This is a genomic window from Amycolatopsis rifamycinica (genome assembly GCF_000695625.1).
GTDB classification, from domain to species: domain Bacteria; phylum Actinomycetota; class Actinomycetes; order Mycobacteriales; family Pseudonocardiaceae; genus Amycolatopsis; species Amycolatopsis rifamycinica.
Window position 1 is genome coordinate 60,077 of record NZ_JMQI01000009.1, and the last position, 21,314, is coordinate 81,390.

At 71.6% G+C, this 21,314-nt stretch carries 20 protein-coding genes and 2 rRNA genes; 7 read left to right on the forward strand and 15 right to left on the reverse strand.

Annotated features, from left to right (window positions below):
* Positions 1-25 precede the first annotated feature (25 nt).
* A complete protein-coding gene (locus DV20_RS04480) occupies positions 26-1,387 on the forward strand; it encodes a zinc-dependent metalloprotease (RefSeq protein ID WP_043776599.1) in 1,362 nt (453 codons plus the stop codon).
* A 504-nt stretch (positions 1,388-1,891) separates the two neighbouring features.
* On the opposite strand, the gene DV20_RS04485 is transcribed toward DV20_RS04480, so the two are convergent.
* On the reverse strand, positions 1,892-2,401 hold the full coding sequence (locus DV20_RS04485; protein WP_043776600.1) for a M48 metallopeptidase family protein: 510 nt from the start codon (positions 2,399-2,401) through the stop codon (positions 1,892-1,894).
* Between the two features lie 230 nt (positions 2,402-2,631).
* Here DV20_RS04485 and DV20_RS04490 point away from each other — a divergent pair, with 230 nt between their 5' ends.
* From DV20_RS04490 to DV20_RS04500, 3 genes are all read left to right on the forward strand, one after another.
* Positions 2,632-3,678 (forward strand): ThiF family adenylyltransferase, encoded by a 1,047-nt coding sequence (locus DV20_RS04490; protein ID WP_043776601.1) that lies wholly within the window; start codon positions 2,632-2,634, stop codon positions 3,676-3,678.
* A 60-nt stretch (positions 3,679-3,738) separates the two neighbouring features.
* On the forward strand, positions 3,739-5,079 hold the full coding sequence (locus DV20_RS04495; protein WP_043776602.1) for an ABC1 kinase family protein: 1,341 nt from the start codon (positions 3,739-3,741) through the stop codon (positions 5,077-5,079).
* Between the two features lie 162 nt (positions 5,080-5,241).
* Positions 5,242-6,129: a hypothetical protein gene (locus DV20_RS04500; protein ID WP_043776603.1), complete on the forward strand. Its 888-nt coding sequence runs from the start codon at positions 5,242-5,244 to the stop codon at positions 6,127-6,129.
* Between the two features lie 151 nt (positions 6,130-6,280).
* On the opposite strand, the gene DV20_RS04505 is transcribed toward DV20_RS04500, so the two are convergent.
* The 6 genes from DV20_RS04505 to DV20_RS04530 form a co-directional block, all read right to left on the reverse strand.
* Entirely contained in the window at positions 6,281-6,466 is a 186-nt protein-coding gene (locus tag DV20_RS04505; RefSeq protein WP_043776604.1) for a hypothetical protein, read from the reverse strand.
* Entirely contained in the window at positions 6,463-7,329 is an 867-nt protein-coding gene (locus DV20_RS04510; RefSeq protein ID WP_043776619.1) for a class I SAM-dependent methyltransferase, read from the reverse strand. Before DV20_RS04510 ends, DV20_RS04505 begins: the two co-directional genes overlap by 4 nt.
* 543 nt (positions 7,330-7,872) lie before the next feature.
* On the reverse strand, positions 7,873-8,127 hold the full coding sequence (locus tag DV20_RS46395) for a hypothetical protein (protein ID WP_043776605.1): 255 nt from the start codon (positions 8,125-8,127) through the stop codon (positions 7,873-7,875).
* Entirely contained in the window at positions 8,124-8,480 is a 357-nt protein-coding gene (locus tag DV20_RS04520) for a WhiB family transcriptional regulator (protein ID WP_043776606.1), read from the reverse strand. The genes DV20_RS46395 and DV20_RS04520 overlap by 4 nt, the downstream gene beginning before the upstream one ends.
* Positions 8,481-8,631: 151 nt before the next feature.
* Positions 8,632-8,889 carry a hypothetical protein gene (locus tag DV20_RS04525; RefSeq protein WP_043776607.1) on the reverse strand — a complete coding sequence of 86 codons (258 nt, stop codon included), beginning with the start codon at positions 8,887-8,889 and terminating at the stop codon, positions 8,632-8,634.
* A gap of 209 nt (positions 8,890-9,098) precedes the next feature.
* Positions 9,099-11,183, reverse strand: coding sequence for an ATP-dependent DNA helicase UvrD2 (locus tag DV20_RS04530; RefSeq protein WP_043776608.1), 2,085 nt, complete (start codon positions 11,181-11,183; stop codon positions 9,099-9,101).
* A gap of 65 nt (positions 11,184-11,248) precedes the next feature.
* Between DV20_RS04530 and DV20_RS04535 the strand changes: the two genes are divergently transcribed.
* On the forward strand, positions 11,249-11,977 hold the full coding sequence (locus DV20_RS04535; protein WP_043776609.1) for a DUF4191 domain-containing protein: 729 nt from the start codon (positions 11,249-11,251) through the stop codon (positions 11,975-11,977).
* Between the two features lie 59 nt (positions 11,978-12,036).
* Here DV20_RS04535 and DV20_RS04540 read toward each other — a convergent pair whose 3' ends face one another.
* Complete coding sequence (locus DV20_RS04540; protein ID WP_043776620.1) at positions 12,037-12,426, reverse strand: RDD family protein; 390 nt, start codon at positions 12,424-12,426, stop codon at positions 12,037-12,039.
* A gap of 269 nt (positions 12,427-12,695) precedes the next feature.
* On the opposite strand from DV20_RS04540, the gene glnA reads away from it, so the two are divergent.
* A complete protein-coding gene (gene glnA, locus DV20_RS04545; protein WP_043776610.1) occupies positions 12,696-14,120 on the forward strand; it encodes a type I glutamate--ammonia ligase in 1,425 nt (474 codons plus the stop codon).
* A 70-nt stretch (positions 14,121-14,190) separates the two neighbouring features.
* Here glnA and DV20_RS04550 read toward each other — a convergent pair whose 3' ends face one another.
* The 5 genes from DV20_RS04550 to DV20_RS04570 all read right to left on the reverse strand — a co-directional run bounded on the left by DV20_RS04550 (position 14,191) and on the right by DV20_RS04570 (position 20,063).
* On the reverse strand, positions 14,191-14,616 hold the full coding sequence (locus tag DV20_RS04550; protein ID WP_043776611.1) for an acyl-CoA thioesterase: 426 nt from the start codon (positions 14,614-14,616) through the stop codon (positions 14,191-14,193).
* A 14-nt stretch (positions 14,617-14,630) separates the two neighbouring features.
* Positions 14,631-17,606, reverse strand: a complete 2,976-nt coding sequence (locus DV20_RS04555) for a bifunctional [glutamine synthetase] adenylyltransferase/[glutamine synthetase]-adenylyl-L-tyrosine phosphorylase (protein WP_043776612.1) — start codon at positions 17,604-17,606, stop codon at positions 14,631-14,633.
* A 29-nt stretch (positions 17,607-17,635) separates the two neighbouring features.
* Positions 17,636-18,769 carry an inorganic phosphate transporter gene (locus DV20_RS04560; protein ID WP_167344361.1) on the reverse strand — a complete coding sequence of 378 codons (1,134 nt, stop codon included), beginning with the start codon at positions 18,767-18,769 and terminating at the stop codon, positions 17,636-17,638.
* 94 nt (positions 18,770-18,863) lie between these two features.
* Positions 18,864-19,613: a type 1 glutamine amidotransferase gene (locus DV20_RS04565; RefSeq protein WP_043776614.1), complete on the reverse strand. Its 750-nt coding sequence runs from the start codon at positions 19,611-19,613 to the stop codon at positions 18,864-18,866.
* A gap of 15 nt (positions 19,614-19,628) precedes the next feature.
* Positions 19,629-20,063: a rhodanese-like domain-containing protein gene (locus DV20_RS04570; RefSeq protein ID WP_043776615.1), complete on the reverse strand. Its 435-nt coding sequence runs from the start codon at positions 20,061-20,063 to the stop codon at positions 19,629-19,631.
* Between the two features lie 109 nt (positions 20,064-20,172).
* On the opposite strand from DV20_RS04570, the gene DV20_RS04575 reads away from it, so the two are divergent.
* Entirely contained in the window at positions 20,173-20,622 is a 450-nt protein-coding gene (locus DV20_RS04575) for an Lrp/AsnC family transcriptional regulator (RefSeq protein WP_043776616.1), read from the forward strand.
* 165 nt (positions 20,623-20,787) lie between these two features.
* Here the strand turns inward: DV20_RS04575 and rrf are convergent.
* Both rrf and DV20_RS04585 read right to left on the reverse strand, forming a co-directional pair.
* Positions 20,788-20,904: ribosomal RNA gene (rrf, locus tag DV20_RS04580) — 5S ribosomal RNA — on the reverse strand.
* Between the two features lie 56 nt (positions 20,905-20,960).
* Positions 20,961-21,314, reverse strand: a 23S ribosomal RNA gene (locus DV20_RS04585); the annotation flags it as partial.

Consider the following 21,314-nt stretch of genomic DNA (forward strand, 5'->3'; position numbering starts at 1 on the left):
GCTCTGGGCCGCGTACGGTGGACACATGAGCAAACCCCCGTTCGGCTTCGGACCTTCCGATCCCGACAAACGAGGTGAGAACGACCCCTCGGAAGGCGGGCAGCAGTCCGGCGCCGAGGCCTTCAACCAGCTCGGGCAGATGCTGAGCCAGCTGGGCCAGATGCTCAGCCAGGCGGGTACCTCCAGCGGGCCGGTGAACTACGACCTCGCCAAGCAGATCGCCCTCCAGACCCTGGGCAGCGCCGGCAACACCGGCGAGAGCAAGCTCGGCTTCCGCGGCGGAGACGACGCGAACGCGGCGGTCCGCGACGCGGCCCACCTGGCCGAGCTCTGGCTCGACGCGGCAACGGTGTTCCCGGCCGGCGCGACGTCGACGGTCGCCTGGTCGCCCCGCTCCTGGGTGGAGAAGACCCTCCCGACGTGGCAGCGGCTGTGCGACCCGGTGGCCCAGCAGGTCTCGGGTGCCTGGATGCAGGCGCTGCCCGAGGAGGCCAAGCAGGCGGCGGGCCCGCTGCTGCAGATGATGGGCCAGATGGGCGGCATGGCCTTCGGCTCCCAGCTTGGCAACGCGCTGGCCCAGCTGGCCTCGGAGATGCTGACCTCGACGGAGATCGGCCTGCCACTGGCCCCGGCCGGCACGTCGGCCCTGCTGCCGGCGAACATCGAGAAGTTCGCCGAGGGCCTGGAGCTGCCGAACAGCGAAATCCTGGTGTTCCTGGCCGCCCGCGAGGCGGCGCACCAGCGCCTGTTCACGCACGTGCCGTGGTTGAGGCAGCGCCTGCTGGCGACGGTCGAGGAGTTCGCCCACGGCATTTCGGTGGACACGTCCGCGCTGGAGTCGCTGGCGGGCCGCATCGATCCCTCGAACCCGGCGAGCATCGAAGAAGCGATGTCATCGGGCCTGCTGGAGCCCCAGACGACCGAGGAGCAGAAGGCGGCGCTGCGACGCCTGGAGACACTGCTGGCCCTGGTCGAGGGCTGGGTGGACGTAACGGTGGCCGAGGCGGTCGGCGACCGCCTGCCGGGAGCGGACGCACTGCGCGAGACGCTGCGCCGCCGCCGAGCGACGGGCGGCCCGGCCGAGCAGACGTTCGCCACGCTGGTGGGCTTGGAGCTGAGGCCCCGCCGCATGAGGGACGCAAGCAATTTGTGGAAGCTGGTGGGCGACCGCCACGGCCTCGAGAAGCGCGACGGCCTGTGGTCCCACCCGGACCTGATGCCGACGGCGGAGGACCTGGACGAGCCGATCGACTTCGCGGACCGAGTGGGCGAGGCCGGTTCGATCGACGACCTCGACCCGATCGCCGAGCTGGAGCGCACGGAGCAGGCCGAGCGTTCGGAGCGGGAGAAGGAAGAGCCGCCCTCGGACGAGGGCAAGCAGTCCTGACCTGAGCCCCGGAAGGCCGGTGCCCCGCGTTCGGCGGGTCACCGGCTTTCTGCTGTCCGGACCACCCCGGCGACGCTCGACCGCCGTCGGGGTGGTCAGCAGCCCGCCGCCGGCCGCGGGCTCGACTGCCGCTCACACCAGCGGCCTGGTCAGACCGCCCAAGCCGGCAGCCCGCCGCCGCTCCTCCGAGCCCAACCGCCCCTCACACCACCGGCCCCGTCCGAGCCGGCAGCCGACCGCCGACCCTCCGAGCCCGACCGCCACCCACACCAGCGGCCCCGTCCACCAGGCGGCAGCCACCGCCGTCAGGCGCCGGCGTTTCGAAGCCACCACACCAACCCACCGCCATGCGCCGGCACCCGGCCGCCAACCCACCCGGCGGCCACCTCACCGCCACCCAAGCGCACCCACCCCGCCGTTCGCCGCCCAGCGACCAACCACCTCCCCACTCCCCGGCCCAGCCGGGGCAGCCCACCCAAGGCAGCCACCCCGGCCCGAACCACCTCAGTCCTCGGTGGAGATCCCCCACCCGGCAGCGGCCGACAACCCTTCCAGGTACCCGATCGCCCGCTCAGTCTTCGGGTACCGCTGCACCAGCGCCCAGAACGCCGCGTCGTGCCCGGGCTCCCGCAGGTGCGCCAGCTCGTGCACCAGGACGTAGTCCAGCACCCACCCAGGCACCTTCCGCAGCCGTTCGCTGACCCGGATGGTCGCGTCGACCGGCGTGCAGGACGCCCACCGGGTGCGCATCGGCGGCACCCAGCGGACGCTCGCCGGCACCGCGGTGCCGCCCAGGTACTTGCCCGACAGCAGCGCGCAGCGCGCCAGCAGGGCTTCGTCCGACGTCTTCGGGGACGCCGGCCGACGTGGTTCCGAGCGCTGCAGTTTGCGCTCCATCTCGGCGACCCAGTGTTTCTCCTCCGCCCTGGTCATCCGCGCGGGGATGAGCACGACGAGCGTGTCGTCGTTCCAATACGCGGTGACCGTCCGGTGCCGGCGCTGGCTGCGCCGCACTTCGACCTTGTGTCCGGGTGTGTCCGACGAGGGGTTCGTTTCCCCTCGGCCCCTCAGCGAGGGCATCCGTGCTTCGACCACTCGACAACGGTAAGGCCAGGCACCGACAACTCCGAGCGCCTTGCGGTCACAGAACCGAGTTGTCCACAGCCGGGTCCACTTGTGGACAACTCGGCCGTTCCGGCGCCTTCCCGGGCCTCCCGGTCGCCACCGGGTGCGATCATGCGGACATGATCTTCGACACCGCGGACATGCCACCGGTCCTCCTGCCGGCCCACCCTGCCCTGCTCCCGGGCCTCTCCGTGCTCGAACGCGGCCCCCGGGAGATCCAGATCGGCCTCGACCCGCGCCACGGCGTGATCGTCGAAAACCTCACCCCGTACCTGATCGCGAAACTGCGTGCCCTCGACGGGAGCATGCACGTTGAGCGGCTCCTGCTCGCGGAGAGCGAACACCGCGAGCAGCTGCGGACGCTGCTGCGGCAGCTGACCGCGCTCGGCCTGGTCACCGACGCCGGCCGGCCCGACGGCCCAGGCTTGCGCGGCGAGCCCGGCTTCTGGTCGCTGCGAGCCCGCCACCACCAGCCGGCCGTGGCCGACCGGCGGCGCGCCGCTGCGGTCTCGGTCCACGGCGACGGCCGGGTGGCGGTGGCGGCCGCCGTGCTGCTGGCCAACGCCGGCATCGGGCACGTCGAGCTGCAGGTGCCCGGCACGGTCACCGAGCACGACCTCGGCTCCGGCTTCACCGCAGCGGACCTGGGCCGGTCCCGGCGCCACGCCCTCGCCGACCTGCTCCGCCGGGTCGATCCCGAGGTCCGCGTCACCCGCCTGTACGACCGGCACCCCGACCTGGCCCTGCTCACCGACGCCGTCGTGCCGGCTCCCGAGCTCGTCGCCGAACTGATGGGTGACGGCGTCCCCCACCTGGTGGCGCGCGTCCGTGACGGCACCGGCATCGTCGGGCCCCTCGTCGTGCCCGGCCGCAGCTCGTGCCTGCGCTGCGCCGATCTGCACCGGACGGACCGCGACCCGTGCTGGCCGCGCGTCGCCGGGCAGCTCGCCGGCCGGCACCAGCGGCCCGACCTCGGCGCGGTCCAGTCCTGCGCGTCCCTGGCCGTCGCCCAGGCCATGCGGCTGCTCTCCCCGAGCGCGCCGGCCCCGCCGTCATGGAACGCGACCCTCGAAATCGACGCCTTCGACGGCCGCATCCGCCACCGCGGCTGGCCGCCGCACCCGCGGTGCCGCTGCGGCGCGCAGGGGGTGATCCTGGAGACGTAGCCCACGAACACGTCGCTCGCAGGCTGCGCGACGCCGAGACCGCAGGGCAGAATCGCCGGTGTGACCGACTTCCGCGACCCAGCCGATCGTGATCCCGCGATGCCGCGCAAGGGTGCCGCCCGTACCGCCAAGCTCGCCAGTCTCCCGCTCGGCATCGCCGGCCGGGCAGTCGGCGGCTGGGGCAAGAGGCTCGCGGGCCAGAGCGCGGAACAGGTGAACGCGACGCTGTCGGCGAAGGCCGCCGAGCAGCTGTTCGAGGTGCTCGGCACGCTCAAGGGCGGTGCGATGAAGTTCGGCCAGGCGCTGAGCGTGTTCGAGGCGGCGGTGCCGGACGACATGGCCAAGCCGTACCGCGAGGCGCTGACGAAGCTGCAGGCCGCCGCGCCACCGATGCCGGTCCGGCAGACCCACCGGGTGCTCGCCGAGCAGCTGGGCCGCACCTGGACCAGCCGGTTCGCCTCGTTCGACGACGAGCCGGCGGCGGCCGCGAGCATCGGCCAGGTGCACCGCGCGGTCTGGCACGACGGCCGGGCGGTCGCGGTCAAGGTCCAGTACCCGGGCGCCGACGAGGCGCTGCGCAGCGACCTGCGGCAGCTGCAGCGGTTCAGCAGGCTGTTCCAGGCCTTCGTGCCCGGCACCGAGGTCAAGCCGCTGCTGGCCGAGCTCGCCGAGCGGATGAACGAGGAGCTCGACTACCAGGCCGAGGCCCAGCATCAGCGCGCCTTCGCGAAGGCCTTCGACGGCGATCCCGGCATCCTGGTGCCGCGGGTGGTGGCGAGTGCGCCGAAGGTGGTCGTGACGGAGTGGGCGAACGGCACGCCGTTGTCGAAGGTGATCGCGGACGGCGATCGCGAGACCCGGAACCTGGCCGGCCGCCTGCTGGCGGAATTCCACTACTCGTCGCCGGAGCGCGTCCACCTGCTGCACTCGGACCCGCACCCGGGCAACTTCATGATCACCGACGACGGCAGGCTCTGCGTCATCGACTTCGGCGGCGTCGCCCGCCTGCCCGAAGGCATCCCCCGCCACCTCGGCGAGATGACGCGGCTGGCCCTCGACGGCGAGTCCGTCGAGCTGATGCGCCTGCTGCGGGCGAACCGCTTCATCCGGCCGGACAGCGACCTGACCGCGGAGGAGGTGCTCGCCTACCTGGCGCCGTTCACCGAGCCGCTGGCGGCGCCGACGTTCCACTTCACCCGCCGCTGGATGCAGAAGCAGGCCGGGCGCGTGGGCGACAGCCGCGGCAACGACTTCCGGGTCGGGCGTTCGCTCAACCTGCCGCCCGAGTACCTGATGATCCACCGGGTCACCGCGGGGTCGACGGGCATCCTCTGCCAGCTCGACGCGGAGATCCCGGCCCGCGGCATCGTGGAGCGCTGGCAGCCCGGGTTCGCCGCCTGAGTTGTCCACAGGCCGGGCCCCGAACGGAGGATTCCGGCCGAGTTGTCCACAGGCGCGGCGGACGGGGTTCCACCCGGTTGGCCGAGCCGCCATGCTCGAACCATGACAGCTACTCAATGCGTTGATCCGCTCGCCCTTCGTAATCCCGGTGGGGGCGAGGTGATGAACCTCGAACAGCTACGCCGGGCGGGGGTGTCCGACCGAAGAACCCGGCGGCTCTGCGGCCCGGGCGGGCCGTGGCGCCGCCTGCATCCCGGTGTCGTCCTGCTGCGCAACACCGCCCCGACCCGGCAGCAGCTGCTGCACGCCGCGGTCGTGCACTACGGGCCCGGAGTGGTGATCACCGGCGCCGACGCACTGCAGGCCCACGGCGTGAAGTGCCCGGCGGAAGGCGACGTCAGCCTGCTGGTGCCCCAGCACTGCCGGGTGGTGGCGAGCGAGGGGGCCCGCCTGGCGCGGACGGCCCGATTACCGGACCCGGTCGAGGTGGACGGCCTTCCGTTCGCCCCGCCGGCGAGGGCGACGCTGGACCTGGCCCGGTCCGAACCGGACCCGGCCCGCGTCCGGCAGGTGCTGACGATGCCCCTGTACTGGGGCCTGTGCGATCGCCAGGAGCTGCTGACCGAGCTCGAGGAGGGCTCCCAGCGCGGCACGGCGGTGGTCCGCAAGGTGCTGCGCGAGCTCGACGAGGGACCGATCCAGGCGCACGGGCTGGCCGCCCGCGTCCTGGACCTGGTTCCCCTCCCGCCCCCGAGCTGGGACCAGACGATCTGCGACCGCCGCGGCCGCCGCCTCGGCGAGGCGGACGCGTGGTGGGATGAGCTCGGCCTGGCGTGGCAGTACCGCTGCACCCCGGGCCCCGGCGGCGGCTTCAGCCACTTGGCCCTGGCGGCCACGGGCATCGTCCTGGTCCGCTGCACGGCCGGGCAGCTGCGCCAGGCCCCCCGAGAGGTGGCCCAGGAGCTGGCCAGGGCGTACGGCGAGGCGTCGAGGACACCCCGCCCCAAGGTCCGCGCGGTCCCGCAGACACCGATCGGAGACGCGGCCTGACCTGGACGTCACCCCATCGCCGGCAGCCACCGCACGTGAGCGGACGGCTCACCACCCCTCGGCCACAAGCCGTCGCGACGACCCGGCCCCACCGGTCTGTGCCGCACCCGGCAAGGCCCGTTCCCACCCACCCACTCAGGAGGCGGATCGATCACCAGTACTCGTCGGGCAGCTTGCCTTCGATGTCGCGCACGTGCTGCCGCGCGCAGTCCGGGCACAGCCACCGCAGCGCGCCCCGCTCACGGGTGGACACCCACGCGAGGGCGGTAGCCGGGTCGTCGCCGGCGGTGCGAGTCCGGCCGCAACGCGTGCACACCACGGGCTCCGGCGCGCTCATCGCAACCGTCCACAGTGGATCGCCTTGGCGCCGAACAGGTAGAGGTCGTCGCGGTGGCCGAGGAAATCCGGGCTCCGCGGATCGGTGAGGGCAGCGACCGCGGCGCGGTCGTCGGCAGCAAGCCATTCCCCGGCCGACTCGGCGAACCACCCGACGCGGTGCACCACGTACTCGCGGAGGAGGTCCGAGCCCGGCATCGGGTGATCGATGAGCGCCCCGAACGATTCGACGTCGTGGAGGCCGGCTTCGCGAAGCGCGCGCGGCCAGCCGTAGGGCATGGCGACGCTGCCCGGAATCCCGGCCCGCATCCGTTCGAACCACGAGGCCCGAGCGGCGAGCAGCCGCTGCTCCAGCCCGGGCCGCCCGACTCCGAGCTCCCACGGCAGGCACCGCATCTCCAGCCCACCCTCGGAGATGGCCAGCACGCCACCGGGCCGCAGCAGCCCGCCGAGCGTCCGCAGCGCGGCTTGCTGATCACCGACGTGGTGCAGAACGCCGGAAGCCCACACCAGGTCGGCGGCGGGCACGTCCAGCGCGGGATCGGTGAGATCCCCCAGCAGGCCGACTACCTCGACGGACTCGCCGGCAACCTCGCCAACGGCCCGTCCGGCCTCGGCGAGCAACTTCGGCGTGGCATCGAGCAGCACGACGGTGCCCCCACCCCCGCGGGCGAGCTCGCGCGCGAACAGCACGCTCATCCCCCCGGCCCCGCACCCGACATCGACCACGGTCGGCCGCTCCCCCACGGAGCCGAGAAGCCGCCGGGCAACGGGCGCGAGCGCCGCGGCATCGAGGGCATCGGCCATGCGCAACTGAGCCAGGCGGTCCGCCCAGTCGATGTCGCCGTGGGTGTGTCCGGACATCACCCCATTCAACACCAGCGCCCCGCCCGGAGCGCACGGAACGAGACCACCCGAAAGGAGGACACGAGCGGCCGCCGCACCGCAACCACACCGCCACAGCGCGCCTCCAGCGCCTTAACGGCTCGACGCAACCGCACACCCGACGCCGCGATCCGGCTCCCGCGCCAATGAGGGGCGCATCGCTCCACGCCACGCAGCACGAGTTTCGCCGCCCCTTGGCGGCACGACCCCGACCTAGCGCCGCTACGCGACCGCCTACCGTCAAGGCGTACCCGCCACGACGCAACCGCGCACCGTCAACGCGACTGCCCACGTCGCGGCACGAACCGACCTCGCGCCGCCGCGCGACCGCCCACCGTCAAGGCGCAACCGCGCACGGTCAAGCACGACCGCCGCCGCCAAAGCGCAACCGCTACGGCGCGACCGCGCACCGTCAAGCGCGACCGCCGCCGCGCAGCAACACCCCGGCGGCACGAACCGCCGGGTACCAAGCAAAGCGCGCAAGACCCCCACCACCCGCGGACGGGCGGCAGGGGCCTGCGCTCAGCTCTGCTCCTGGTACCGCTCCGCCCGGCGGGCGGCCCAGTGGGCTACTCGCTTCCATCGGCGGGCGGCACGTGCGCCACCTCGGGCCCGCTGGGCGCGGACCCCCTCCTCCAAGTCCCGTATTCGGGCCCTGGACAGTTCTTCGTAAAGCAACATCTCGCTGATCTCCTCGATCTCGGTCTTCGTCAACTGCAGCTGCTCGCTGCGGGGGTGGGCTTCGTAATCCCTCGTGCTGACCGGTTCGACGCTCATGCGGCGGCGCTCCGGTGGTCGCTGCCGGCCTTGGCGGCCGCGGGCTCGACGGTCGCGTTCTTGCGCGGGCGGCCGCGGGGCCGCTTGCGCGCGATGACCGCGCCGCGCTCGAAGATCTCGCCGCCCCAAACGCCCCAGGGCTCGCGGCGGGCCAGGGCGCCGGCCAGGCAGGCCTCGCGGACCGGGCAGTCGGCGCACTGGGCCTTGGCTCGCTCGAGCTCGGCCGGGGACTCCGCGAACCACAGGTCCGCGTCGCCCGAACGGCAGGGCAGTGCGACGTCGGGGACGGCGATCGGGTCGAGCAGGTCGGCGAATATTGCCTCACCCGAGGTGTAGGCGACGGCCGAAGACATGGTGGTTCCTCCTTGTGTCGTACGGGTTTTCGGTTGGGTGCTGGAGCTGGGCAACGCTGGTTCCTCTTGGGTTGTGCAGCCAAAAACACGAAGGCCGCGGATCCGGGTTATCCGGTTCCGCGGCCTTCGTGAGCCTTGAGTCCTGACTAGGTCAGGAACTTCGCTCCCGTATCGACAACGGAACACGGAACTTCTTGATGGTCGACAGATCAGCCTGCGGGTACGCGGCGAGAACGCCCTGCGTCCCGAAGACGACGACACCGGTGGTCCAACGACGCGAGACGCGCCGCATGCCGTGGGCCTCGTGAGCGCTCGCGGACACACCAGTGCCCGGGCGCTGAGCGGCCGCAACTTCCGCGGCGCAGGACAGACGGGTGCCCGGGTTCGTGAGCGTCATGTTGATGGTCATTTCACCGGCACCTCCTTCTGTTCTCTGCACACGCGGCCGCCGAGCGGCACGTCTGTCGGTAGATCCCCAGTCGAGCCCTTCGGGCTCGGTACTGGCAGGTTATTGCTCCGCCCCACACCGAGGCAACTCAATTAACGGGAAAATCCTCGAAGTTACGAAGATCGCCCCTGAGCAGCGGGTTCGCCGCGTCGATCATGGTCCGGACGCGGTCAAGACCGCGTCGACGCCCGGACGACGCCGAGGATCTCCGCGCCGAAGCGCTCGAGCTTCGTCGCGCCGATGCCGGAGATCGACACCAGCGCCGCCTCGTCGGCCGGGCGCTGCTCGGCGATGGCCATCAGCGTCGCGTCCGTGAAGACGACGAACGCCGGCACCTTGAGCTCGCGCGCCCGGTCGCCGCGCCAGGACTTCAGCCGCTCCAGCAGGTCCTCATCCACTGTGGACGGGCAGCGCCCGCAGCGGCCCAGCTTGACGTCGAGGGTTTCCAGCAGCGGCCCGCCGCAGACGCGGCAGCGCGTCTTGACCGGCGCCGCCGGCTTCTGCTGGGACCGCGCGACCCTCGCGGCCGGGTGGTCCTCCGGGACCAGGCCGTAGAGGAACCGGCTGCGCCGCCGGTTGCGCCGCCCGCCCGGCGTGCGGGCCAGCGCCCAGGACAGCCACAGGTGCTCGCGGGCCCGGGTGACGCCGACGTAGAACAGCCGCCGCTCCTCTTCGATCGCCGCTTCGTCGTCGCCGGCGTGGAGGATCGGCAGCGTGCCCTCGGCGAGGCCGACGAGGAACACCGCGTCCCACTCCAGGCCCTTCGCCGCGTGCAGGGACGCCAGCGTGACGCCCTCGACCGTCGGCGGGTGCTGGGCGGCGGCGCGCTGGTCGAGCTCGGCGCAGAAGCGCGGCAGGTCCGCGTCCTCGACCGTCGCGGCCAGCTCTTCGGCCAGCTCGACGATCGCCAGGAGCGCGTCCCACCGCTCCTTCGCCGCGCCACCGGCCGGCGGCGACTCGGTCAGGCCGACCCGCGCGAGCACCGACCGCACCGTCGTGACCAGGTCGGAGCTGACGTCGCCGCTCGCCGCCCGCAGCGCGGACATGGCCTGCCGGACCTCGGTCCGGTTGAAGAACCGCTCGCCGCCGCGGACCAGGTACGGGATGCCGGCCTCGGCCAGCGCCGACTCGTAGGCCTCGGACTGGGCGTTCACCCGGTAGAGGATCGCGATCTCGCTCGCCGAGACGCCGCCGTCGAGCAGCTCGCGCACCCGGCGCGCGACGGCTCCGGCCTCGACCCCCTCGTCGTCGAATTCGGCGAAGCGCGGCTCCGGCCCCGAAGGCCGCTGGCCGATCAGCTTCAGCCGCGAGCCCGCCGGCCGGCCCCGCGCCGCGCCGATCACGCGGTTCGCCAGCGCGACGACCTCGGGCGTCGACCGGTAGTCGCGTTCGAGGCGGACGACGGTGGCGTCCGGGTAGCGCCGGGTGAACTCCAGCAGCGGCCGCGGCGACGCGCCGCCGAAGGAGTAGATGGTCTGGTTGGCGTCGCCGACGACGGTGAGGTCGTCGCGGCCGCCGAGCCACGCGTCGAGCAGGCGCTGCTGCAACGGCGTGACGTCCTGGTACTCGTCGACGACGAAGCAGCGGTAACGGTCCCGGAACTCCTCGGCGACGGCGCCGTGCTCCTCGAGCACCGCCGTCGTGTGCAACAGGAGGTCGTCGAAGTCGAGGACCTGCGCGGCGTTCTTCAGTTCTTCGTACGTGCGGTAAACCTCGGCGACCTGGGCCGCCGGGGCCGGGATGTCCCGCTGGGCGCGCGCGGTGACCGCCGGGTAGTCGTCCGGGCTGATCAGCGACGCCTTCGCCCACTCGATCTCGCTGGCCAGGTCGCGCAGGACCTCGACCTCGGTCCCGAGCTTGGCCCGGTTCGCGGCCTGGCCGACGTACCGCAGCTTGTTCTCCAGCAGGTCCCACGGCCGGTCGCCGACCACGCGCGGCCAGAAGTACCGCAGCTGGCGGCGGGCGGCGGCGTGGAAGGTCAGCGCCTGCGCCGCGTCGACGCCGAGGCCGCGCAGCCGCGTCCGCATCTCCCCCGCGGCCCGCGTCGTGAAGGTGACGGCGAGGACCTGACCGGCGGAAACGTGCCCGGACCGGACGAGGTGGGCGATCCGGTGGGTGATCGTGCGCGTCTTGCCCGTGCCGGCGCCGGCGAGCACGCAGACCGGCCCCCGCGGGGCACTGGCGGCGGCACGCTGCTCGGGGTCGAGGCCATCGAGCAGACGGTTCAGGCTCCTGGGTGAAAGTACGCCGGTCACGTCCGGCATCCTCGCAGAGGGGGACGGGGAAACGGGGCAGGGGCACGCGGCCGTATCCTGGTCATATGGCGGGTAAGCAGGACAAGGAAGCGGCCAAGCAGGCCAAGAAGGAGAAGCGCGCGGCGAGCAAGGCACGCCGTGGCCAGCTCTTCGAGGCCTTCAAGATGCAGCGCAAGGAAGACCCCTGGCTCATCCCGTGGATGGTCGGGGCGATCGTCGTCGTCGCCGGCGTGGCGTTCGGGATCGGGTTCTTCTTCGACGCGCAGTGGGTGCTGCTGCCGCTCGGCCTGCTGCTCGGCGCCCTGCTCGCCATGATCATCTTCGGCCGGCGCGTCCAGAAGACGGTCTACTCGAAGGCCGACGGCCAGCCCGGCGCCGCGGCGTGGGCGCTGGAGAACCTGCGCGGCCGCTGGAAGGTGACCCCGACCGTCGCGGCGACCACGCAGCTCGACGCGGTGCACCGGGTCCTCGGCGGCCCCGGCGTCGTGCTGGTCGCCGAAGGCGCGCCGCACCGCGTGAAGACCCTGCTCGCCCAGGAGAAGAAGCGCGTCTCCCGCCTGATCGGCGACACCCCGATCTACGACGTGACGATCGGCCACGAGGACGGCCAGCTTCCGCTGAGGAAGCTGCAGGGTTACCTGATGAAGCTGCCCCGCAACCTCAAGCCGGCCCAGGTGGACGCGCTCGAGGCGAAGCTGGCAGCCCTCGGCAACCGCGGCGCCGCGCTGCCCAAGGGCCCGATGCCGGCCGGCGCGAAGATGCGCAACGTCCAGCGCACGATCCGCCGCCGCTGACCCCGCGTGCGAAAAGGCCCCCGTCCGGATCCGGACGAGGGCCTTTCTCGTCGGGTGCGTCAGCGCATCCGGATGACGACGGTGCCGGTCAGCCGGTCGAGCCAGCTGCGGCCGTCGGCGTTGCGGACCGCCGCCGGGATGAGCACGAACGTCAGCGCGGCGCGGACCAGCGCGCGCAGCGGGCCGACCAGCGCGGCGCCGTCGAGCCGGGCGACGCGGATGCCGACAGCGGCCATCCCCGGCGTGAAGCCGAAGAAGCCCGCCGAGATCACCGAGATGACCGCCCACACGCCGCCGGACCAGAGGTTGAACTCCTGCATCGCGGCCGGGTCCCGCAGGCTGGGGTGCAGGAAGATGGCCGTGACCAGGGCCGCGACGACGAGGTCGACGATCAGCCCGAGCAGCCGCGCGCCGCCGCTCGCCGCCGAGCCGACGCCCGACTCGGGCAAACCGAACTTCTCGCCCGGCCAGCGCGGGCCGTGCTGATCAGTGCCCTGACCGCCGTCGCCGGTGCCGGGCAGCCATTCACCGGTCCATCTCGCCACCCGTCTAGGGTATGCCGGTGGCGTGGGACACATCCGACCTGGTCGGATACCCGATATCGACCACCCGTTAACACCGGCGAAACATACGGGTGACGGTCGGGCAACACCGCACTTTTAGCGTGAGCCGAAGAGAGCACTGCCGTACGAGCTCGAACGAGAAGGAGTCACCGAGGGTGCCCACTACTCCAGACGACATCCAGCGCCTCATCGCGGACGAGGACGTCGAGGTCATCGACGTCCAGTTCTGCGACCTGCCCGGCGTGATGCAGCACTTCACGGTCCCCGCGAAGGCCTTCACCGAAGAGGCCTACGAAGAGGGTCTCGCGTTCGACGGCTCCTCGGTGCGCGGCTTCCAGTCCATCCACGAGTCCGACATGCTGCTGCTGCCGGACCCGGCGACCGCGCGGATCGACCCGTTCCGCAAGGCGAAGACGCTGGCGCTCAACTTCTTCGTGCACGACCCCTTCACCCGTGAGGCGTACAGCCGCGACCCGCGCAACATCGCGCGCAAGGCCGAGCAGTACATCTCCGAGTACGGCGTCGCCGACAACGTCTACTTCGGTCCGGAAGCCGAGTTCTACATCTTCGACTCGGTCCGCTTCGACTCCGCCGAGCACGCCTCCTTCCACGAGATCGACTCGATCGAAGGCTGGTGGAACACCGGCGCCGACGAGGTCGGCGGCAACCAGGGCTACAAGACGAAGTTCAAGGGCGGCTACTTCCCGGTCCCGCCGGTCGACCACTTCGCCGACCTGCGCGACGAGATCGTCCGCAACCTGACCAACACCGGTTTCGAGATCGAGCGCGCGCACCACGAGGTGGGCACCGCCGGCCAGACCGAGATCAACTACAAGTTCAACACGCTGCTGCACGCGGCGGACGACCTGCAGCTGTTCAAGTACATCGTGAAGAACACGGTGTTCGCGGCGGGCAAGACGGCGACGTTCATGCCGAAGCCCCTCGCCGGCGACAACGGCTCGGGCATGCACTGCCACCAGTCGCTGTGGAAGGACGGCCAGCCGCTGTTCCACGACGAGTCGGGCTACGCCGGCCTGTCGGACACCGCGCGCCACTACATCGGCGGCCTGCTCAAGCACGCCCCGAGCCTGCTGGCCTTCACGAACCCGACGGTGAACTCCTACCACCGCCTGGTCCCGGGCTTCGAGGCCCCGGTTTCGCTGGTCTACTCGCAGCGCAACCGCTCGGCGTGCGTCCGTATCCCGATCACGGGCAACAACCCGAAGGCCAAGCGCGCCGAGTTCCGCTGCCCGGACTCGTCGGGCAACCCGTACCTGGCGTTCTCGGCGATGATGATGGCCGGCCTCGACGGCATCCGGAACAAGATCGAGCCGCCGGAGCCGATCGACAAGGACCTCTACGAGCTCCCGCCCGAGGAGGCCAAGGACGTCAAGCTGGTCCCGGGCGACCTGGGCACGGTCCTCGACACGCTCGAGGCGGACCACGACTACCTCCTCGAAGGCGGCGTGTTCACCCCCGACGTGATCGAGACGTGGATCTCGTACAAGCGCGAGAACGAGATCGACCCGCTGCGCCTGCGCCCGCACCCGTACGAGTTCGCCCTGTACTACGACGTGTGATCCGGTAACAGCCCGGCCCTTGGACACGCCGGTGGTGAGGTGCGAAGAGCCCTCGCCACCGGCGTTTCTGTCATTCCGGGGCCGACAGCAGCTCCATGTCCGCGCCGGCCGCCTGGAAGCGGCCGCGCGGGTCGTCGACCAGCTTGCGGCGCTCCAGATCCATCAGTCCCAGCGTGCAGGTGATCTCCGCGGCCAGGGTGCCGTCCAGCTTGATGATGTTCGAGTCCATCTTGAACGTCTTGCCGCTGCCGAACTTGGCTTCGCACGTCACGTCGACCACGTCGCCTGCGCGCAGCTCGCGGCGGAACACCACGTGGGTCTCCAGCAACACCGCGGCCACACCCGGCAGCCCCTTCAGCGCGCCCGACGCTTCGAGGAGCTCCAGGCGGGAGACCTCTCCGTACGAGTGGTAGACGGCGTGGTTGAGGTGGCCCAGGGTGTCCAGCTCGTAGTGCCGGACCTTGATCCGGATCCGGAAGGGCTCGCGATCGGTCACCGGCCCACTGTAGGTCAGGCCTCGTAGAACAGGTGCTCCACCACCGCGTGCGCCCGCCGGGTGGTGCGGCGGTACGAGTCGAGGAACTCGCCAGGATCGTCGCCGGCCGACTGGCCGAGGACCCGGGCCACCGCGGCCAGGTCGCGGCCCGAGCCCGGCACCTGGTCGACCGCCTTGCCGCGCACCAGCATTCCCGCGTTGCGCACGCGTGTCGCCAGCAACCACGCCTCGCGCAGCGAGTCCGCCTCGGACTGCGAAGCCAACCCCGCTTCCGGGAGCACCGCGAGTGCGTCCAGCGTCGACGTCGTCCGCAGCCCGGGGACCGAACATGCGTGCTGCAGCTGCAGCAGCTGGACCGTCCACTCGACGTCGGCGAGGCCGCCGCGGCCGAGCTTCGTGTGCAGTGTCGCGTCGGCGCCGCGGGGCATCCGTTCCGTCTCGACGCGGGCCTTGATGCGGCGGATCTCGCGGGCCTTCGTGCCGTCCAGGCCGCTTTCGGGGTAGCGGATCGGGTCGATCATCGCGATGAAGCGCTCGCCGAGGTCGTCGTCGCCGGCGATGAATCGGGCCCGCAGCAGGGCCTGCGCCTCCCACACCTCGCCCCAGCGCGCGTAATAGGCGCGGTAGGACTCCAGCGTCCGGACCAGCGGCCCGCTGCGCCCCTCCGGCCGCAGGTCGGCGTCGACCTCCAGCGCGGGGTCCGAACTCGGCGCGCCCAGCATCTTCCGGACGGTCTCCGCGACCGACGAAGCGAACTTCGCGGCGTCGGCGTCCGAAACGCCTTTGGACGGCTCGCACACGAAGAGCACGTCCGCGTCGGAGCCGTAGCCGAGTTCGGCGCCGCCGAGGCGGCCCATGCCGATGACGGCGATGCGGGCCGGCGTCCGGCCGAGTTCCGCCTGGCGCTGGCGGAACGCCGCCGCCAGCGCGCCCTGCAGCACGGCCACCCAGACACTCGACAGCGCTTCGCAGATCGCCGGCACGTCGAGCAGCCCGAGCAGGTCCGCGCAGGCGACGCGCAGGAGTTCGTGCCGCCGCAGCGAGCGCGCGGCGGCGACCGCGGCGTTCAGCCCGGGCTGCCGCCGGACGGCGGCCCGCAGCGACGTCGCCACCTCGGCGGGCGTGCGGCCCAGCAGCCGGGCCGGGTCGCCGAGCAGCTGCAGGACCTCCGGCGCCCGGACCAGCAGGTCGGGCACCAGCCGGGACGTGCCCAGCAGGAAGGCCAGGTTCTCCACGACCGTGCCCTCGTCGCGCAGCACCCGCAGGTACCACGGCGTTTCCTCGAGCGCCTCGGACACCTTCCGGTAGGACAGCAGCCCGCCGTCGGGGTCGGGCGTGTCGGCGAAGAGGTCGAGCAGCACCGGCAGCAGCGCCTGCTGGATCGCCGCGCGCCGCGAGACGCCCGCGGTGAGGGCCTTGATGTGCTGGAGCGCGCCGTCGGGCGCGGTGTAGCCGAGCGCGGCCAGGCGGCTGGAGGCCTGTTTGGTCGTCAGCCGCAACGCCTCGGTCGGCACGTTCGCGACCGACTGCAGCAGCGGCCGGTAGAAGATCTTTTCGTGCAGGCGCCGGATGCCCTTGCCGTGCCGCCGGAACTCCGCGAGCAGCGCCTCGCCCTGGCTCTTGCCGCCGCTGGCCTTGATCCCGCTCGCCCGGGCGAGGATGCGCAGCTCGTCGGTGTCCGCCGCCGCCGGGAACAGGTGGGTCCGGCGCAGCCGCCGCAGCTGCAGCCGGTGCTCGATCATCCGCAGGAACTCGTAGGACGCGCCCAGCTCGGCGGCGTCCTGACGGCCGACGTAGCCGCCTTCGCCGAGCGCCTCGAGCGCGTCCATCGTGGACGGCGAGCGCAGGTCCGCGTCGACCCGGCCGTGCACGAGCTGCAGCAGCTGCACCGCGAATTCGACGTCGCGCAGGCCACCGCGGCCCAGCTTCAGCTCGCGTTCGGCGTGCTCGGACGGCACGTGCCCCTCGACGCGGCGCCGCATCTGCTGCACTTCGGCGACGAAGTTCTCGCGGTCGGCCGCCGACCACACCAGCGGCGCCACCATCTCGGCGTACTGGCGGCCGAGCTCGGCGTCGCCCGCCACCGGACGTGCCTTCAGCAGCGCCTGGAACTCCCAGGTCTTGGCCCACTTCTGGTAGTAGCCGCGGTGGCTGTCCACCGTGCGGACGAGCGCGCCGGCCTTGCCCTCGGGCCGCAGCGCCGCGTCGACCTCGAAGCACGCCTTCCCGACGACGCGCATCACCGTGCTCGCCAGCCGCGTCGCGAGGCCGAGGTCGCCTTCACCGGCGAAGATGACGTCGACGTCGCTGACGTAGTTGAGCTCCCGGCCACCGCACTTGCCCATCGCGATGATCGCCAGGGTGCCTTCGGCCGAGGCGCCTGCTTCGGCCTCGGCGACGACCAGCCCGGCCGCGAGCGCGGCTTCCGCGAGCTCGGTCAGCTGCGCCGCGACCTCGGCGTAGCCCGGGTGCTCGAGCCCGGCCTCGACGACGTGCCCGAGGTCGGCGGCGGCGATGCCGAGCAGCTGGCCGCGGTAGGCGACCTTGAGCGCCTGCTCGGCCTTGAGCCCGGTGAGCACCGAACCGTCGTCGGCCAGCAGCGCCGTGCGCAGGGCCTCGCGGTAGCAGGCGGAGTCGGTGCACTTGTCGCCGGTGAGCGAACGCCACTGGTCCGGGTTCGCGGCGAGGAAGTCGGCGAGCGCGCTCGACGTCCCGAGCACGCTGAGGAAGCGGCCGCGGAAGGTCCGGTGGGTGCGCAGCCGCGCCTCGAGGTCGGCCCACTCGGCTGCGTCGGCCTCCCGAATCCGGTCGAGGCCACGCAGCGCGAGGTCCGGGTCGGCGGTGCGGGACAACGCCACGAGCACGTCGGCGGCCGTGTCGACCGGGCCGTCGTCGGCCCACCAGCCGGCCGCGCGCAACTGCCCCTCGGCACGGGCGTCCGTGAAGCCGTACCTCGCCGCCGAAGCGGTCGTTCGCGCGCGGTCTGCCATCACCGACCACCGTAGCCCGGCGCGGCGGCTCAGGCGGCGAGCCGGCCCGGCTCGGTCCCGGCGGGCGTCGGCTCGGGCACCTGGAAGCTGTGCGCGGTGACGGGGTTGCGACGCGAAAGCAGGTAGATGCCGACGCCGACCCCGGCCCCGGCGACACCCACGGCGATCGTGCCGGCTTCGCCGAGCGAGGCGATCTTGCCGGAGATCGCCCCGACGACCGCCGCCGCGGGCAGCGTGAACAGCCACGCGACGACCATCCGGCCCGCCATCCGCCAGCGGACCGGCGCGTCGCGGCGGCCGACGCCGGAGCCGACGATCCCGCCGGAGCAGACGTGCGTCGTCGACAGCGGGAAGCCCAGCCGCGACGAGACCAGGATGACCAGCGCCGAGCTCGTCTGGGCGGCGAAGCCCTGCGGGCCTTCGATGTCGGTGAGGCCCTTGCCGAGGGTGTGGGTGATGCGCCAGCCGCCGAGGTAGGTGCCGAGCGCGAGGGCGCAGGCGGCGCTGACGATCACCCAGACGGGCGGCGACGCGCCCGCGGGGAGACTGCCGGCGGTGACGAGGGTGAGCGTGATGACGCCCATCGTCTTCTGCGCGTCGTTGGTGCCGTGCGCGAGGGAGACGAGCGACGCCGAGACGATCTGGCCGACCTTGAACCCGCGGGTGGCCGGGCGGCCGCGCACCAGCAAGCGATAGACGAGGTAGGTGGCGGTCATCGCGACGAGCCCGGCGATGACCGGGCTGGCCGCGGCCGGGACCAGCACCTTCTCGACGATCTTTCCGAAGTGGACCGAGTCGGCGCCCGCCGAGATCCAGGTGGCGCCGATCAGGCCGCCGAACAACGCGTGCGACGAACTCGACGGCAGGCCCACGAACCACGTCACGAGGTTCCAGACGATGGCGCCGATCAGCCCGCCGAAGACGATCGCCGGGCCGATCTTCGTGTCGTCCACCAGGCCGCTGGAGATCGTCTTGGCGACCTCGACCGACAGGAACGCGCCGACCAGGTTCAGCACGGCCGAGATCGCAACGGCCACGCGGGGCTTGAGTGCCCCGGTGGCGATCGACGTGGCCATCGAGTTCGCGGTGTCGTGGAACCCGTTCGTGAAATCGAAAATGAGGGCCGTGACGACGACGACCACGACCAGCAACGAGGGTTGCACCCCGACCTCCGCACCCTTGTGGGGACTTCTCCCGCAAGGTACCTGACGGGTACGCCCGGCGTTAACAACACGTTGCTGGTTGTGACCTCTGTCGTTAAGCCAACGGCAAGGTGCGTTGACTGGCCACGGCCGCCTCGAGTTCTCCGGCGGCCAGCTTGACGAACCGCTGGGCGAACGGCCGCCAGGTCTCTTCGATGTCGGCGTGCGCGGTGACCAAGGCTTCGTGCTCGAGCGAGCCCGGCCGGGCGAATTCCGCTTCCTCCGGGCACTCCGCGGCCCAGCTCTCGACGACGGACGGCGTCGTCTCGATGTGGAACTGGACACCGTAGACACACCGCCCGAGCCGGTAGGCCTGGTGCGCGTAGCGCGGCGAGGAGGCGAGCAGCTCGGCCCCGGGCGGGAGCCGGGTGATCGCGTCGCTGTGGAACTGGAGGACGTCCTGCACGAGCGGCAGGTCGGCGAAGAGCGGGTCGGTCCACGCCGCGTCCTTCTTGCTGACGAGGTGCGGACCGACCTCCGGCCCGTCGGGACCGGCCTCGACGCGGCCGCCGGTCGCGACGGCCAGCAGCTGCGCGCCGAGGCAGATCCCGAGGGTGGGCAGGTTCTTCGCCGCCGCCTTGGCGAGCAGCCGCCGGACATCGGCGAGCCACGGGTGCTTGGCGTCGTCTTCCGCGGCCATGCCGCCGCCCAGGCAGACGACGGCCCGGTAGCCGTCGAGGTCGGCGGGCAGGTCGTTCTCCGGCAGCAGCCGGACGTCGAGTTCCGCGCCGGCGTCGGTCAGCCAGTCGCCGAGGGGGCCCAGCGGGTCCGACGTGTCCGGCTGGACGATCAGGATTCGGGTCACGCTGTCCAGGGTAGGTCAGCAGGCACAACGGATTCCCGGTTCGGTGGTTCCCGCGGTGGATCCTTCGACGGGATAGCCGGCGGCGATCCACCCGGTGATGCCGCCGGAGAGCCGTTTCACCTTGAAACCGAGTTCGGCGAGCTTGAGCGCGCCCTTCGTCGCGGCGTTGCAGACGGCGCTTTCGCAGTAGCAGACGTAGACGAGGTCCCGGTCGAGGTGTTTCGTGCTCTCCGCGGTCAGGTTCCGGTAGGGCAGGTTGACGGCGCCGGGGATGCGGGCGTGGGCGAAGGCCTCGGGCGCCCGCGTCTCGACGACGACGTAGCCCTCGGTGCGTCCGGCTTCGAGGTCCTGGACGAGATCGTCGGGATCGACCTCGAACCCGAGTTCCGCCCCGAAGTACTCGACGGCGGCTTCCGGTGCGGCGGCGGGGTAGGCGAGCGTGCGTGTCATGGGGTAAATCCTGCTGGGGCAGGCGGTTTCCGGACAGGGCAGAATCGGGGTGGAAGCCCGGGACCGCCGGGGATTTCCCTGTGCCGGCCCTGCGAACCCGGGAGTTGCGGTGGACCACCTCGACGACGTCGACTGGCGTCTGCTGGAGCTCCTGCAGGAGGACGGCCGGCTGAGCTTCTCGGAGCTGGGCCGCCGCGTATCGCTGTCCGGCTCGGCGGTGACGGAACGCGTCCGCCGTCTCGAGGAACGAGGGGTGATCACGGGCTACGCGGCGAGCATCGACACGACGAAGCTGGGGCTGCCGATCGAGGCGTTGGTGCGGGCGCGGGTCCGGAGTCTGGACACGCCTCGGTTCCGGACGGCGGTGCTGCCGCTGGCGCAGGTGGTGGCCGCGGATCACGTGACGGGTGAGGAGTGCTGGGTGCTGCGGGTGCTGTGCCGGAATACCGCGGAGCTGGAGGAGCTCGTGGAGAAGGTGCAGCGGTACGGGGAGACGAACACGTCGCTGGTGTTGTCGTCGCCGCTGCGGAGGCGGCCGTTGGCTCGGCCGGCGGGTTGAGGCATCACGCGTGTGCTTGGCGGGGTATCGCGCGTGTCTGGAGGGGCATCACTCGTGATTGAGGAGATATCACGGCGGCCGGCGCGCGGCCGGGGCGGGAATGGAGAAAGGGCCTGGGCCGGGAGACTGTTGGTCTCTACCGGGCCCAGGCCCTTCCTCAAGTAAGTTCGGCGGTGTCCTACTCTCCCACAACCCTTCGGTTGCAGTACCATCGGCGCTGTCAGGCTTAGCTTCCGGGTTCGGAATGGGACCGGGCGTTTCCCTGACGCTATAACCACCGAAACACTGTGAAACACGCGTGGTGTTTCAGAACCGTAGAGTGGATGCGTAACATCTTTGTAGGCAAGTCCTCGGCCTATTAGTACCAGTCAACTCGACAACACATTACTGTGCTTCCATTTCTGGCCTATCAACCCAATGGTCTGTTGGGGGCCTTAACCCACAAAGGGGTGGGATACCTCATCTTGGAACAGGCTTCCCGCTTAGATGCCTTCAGCGGTTATCCCTTCCGAACGTGGCCAACCAGCCATGCCCTTGGCAGAACAACTGGCACACCAGAGGTTCGTCCGTCCCGGTCCTCTCGTACTAGGGACAGCCTTCCTCAAGTATCCTACGCGCGCGGCGGATAGGGACCGAACTGTCTCACGACGTTCTAAACCCAGCTCGCGTGCCGCTTTAATGGGCGAACAGCC

Excerpts from the sequence above, each read along its gene's own strand:
- DV20_RS04555 (WP_043776612.1), bottom strand. The coding sequence starts at position 17,606 with ATGGCAGACCGCGCGCGAACGACCGCTTCGGCGGCGAGGTACGGCTTC.
- DV20_RS04525 (WP_043776607.1), bottom strand. The coding sequence starts at position 8,889 with ATGACCATCAACATGACGCTCACGAACCCGGGCACCCGTCTGTCCTGC.
- DV20_RS04490 (WP_043776601.1), top strand. The coding sequence starts at position 2,632 with ATGATCTTCGACACCGCGGACATGCCACCGGTCCTCCTGCCGGCCCAC.
- DV20_RS46395 (WP_043776605.1), bottom strand. The coding sequence starts at position 8,127 with ATGAGCGTCGAACCGGTCAGCACGAGGGATTACGAAGCCCACCCCCGC.
- DV20_RS04570 (WP_043776615.1), bottom strand. The coding sequence starts at position 20,063 with ATGACACGCACGCTCGCCTACCCCGCCGCCGCACCGGAAGCCGCCGTC.
- DV20_RS04510 (WP_043776619.1), bottom strand. The coding sequence starts at position 7,329 with ATGTCCGGACACACCCACGGCGACATCGACTGGGCGGACCGCCTGGCT.
- DV20_RS04505 (WP_043776604.1), bottom strand. The coding sequence starts at position 6,466 with ATGAGCGCGCCGGAGCCCGTGGTGTGCACGCGTTGCGGCCGGACTCGC.
- DV20_RS04480 (WP_043776599.1), top strand. The coding sequence starts at position 26 with ATGAGCAAACCCCCGTTCGGCTTCGGACCTTCCGATCCCGACAAACGA.
- DV20_RS04500 (WP_043776603.1), top strand. The coding sequence starts at position 5,242 with ATGAACCTCGAACAGCTACGCCGGGCGGGGGTGTCCGACCGAAGAACC.
- DV20_RS04535 (WP_043776609.1), top strand. The coding sequence starts at position 11,249 with ATGGCGGGTAAGCAGGACAAGGAAGCGGCCAAGCAGGCCAAGAAGGAG.
- DV20_RS04520 (WP_043776606.1), bottom strand. The coding sequence starts at position 8,480 with ATGTCTTCGGCCGTCGCCTACACCTCGGGTGAGGCAATATTCGCCGAC.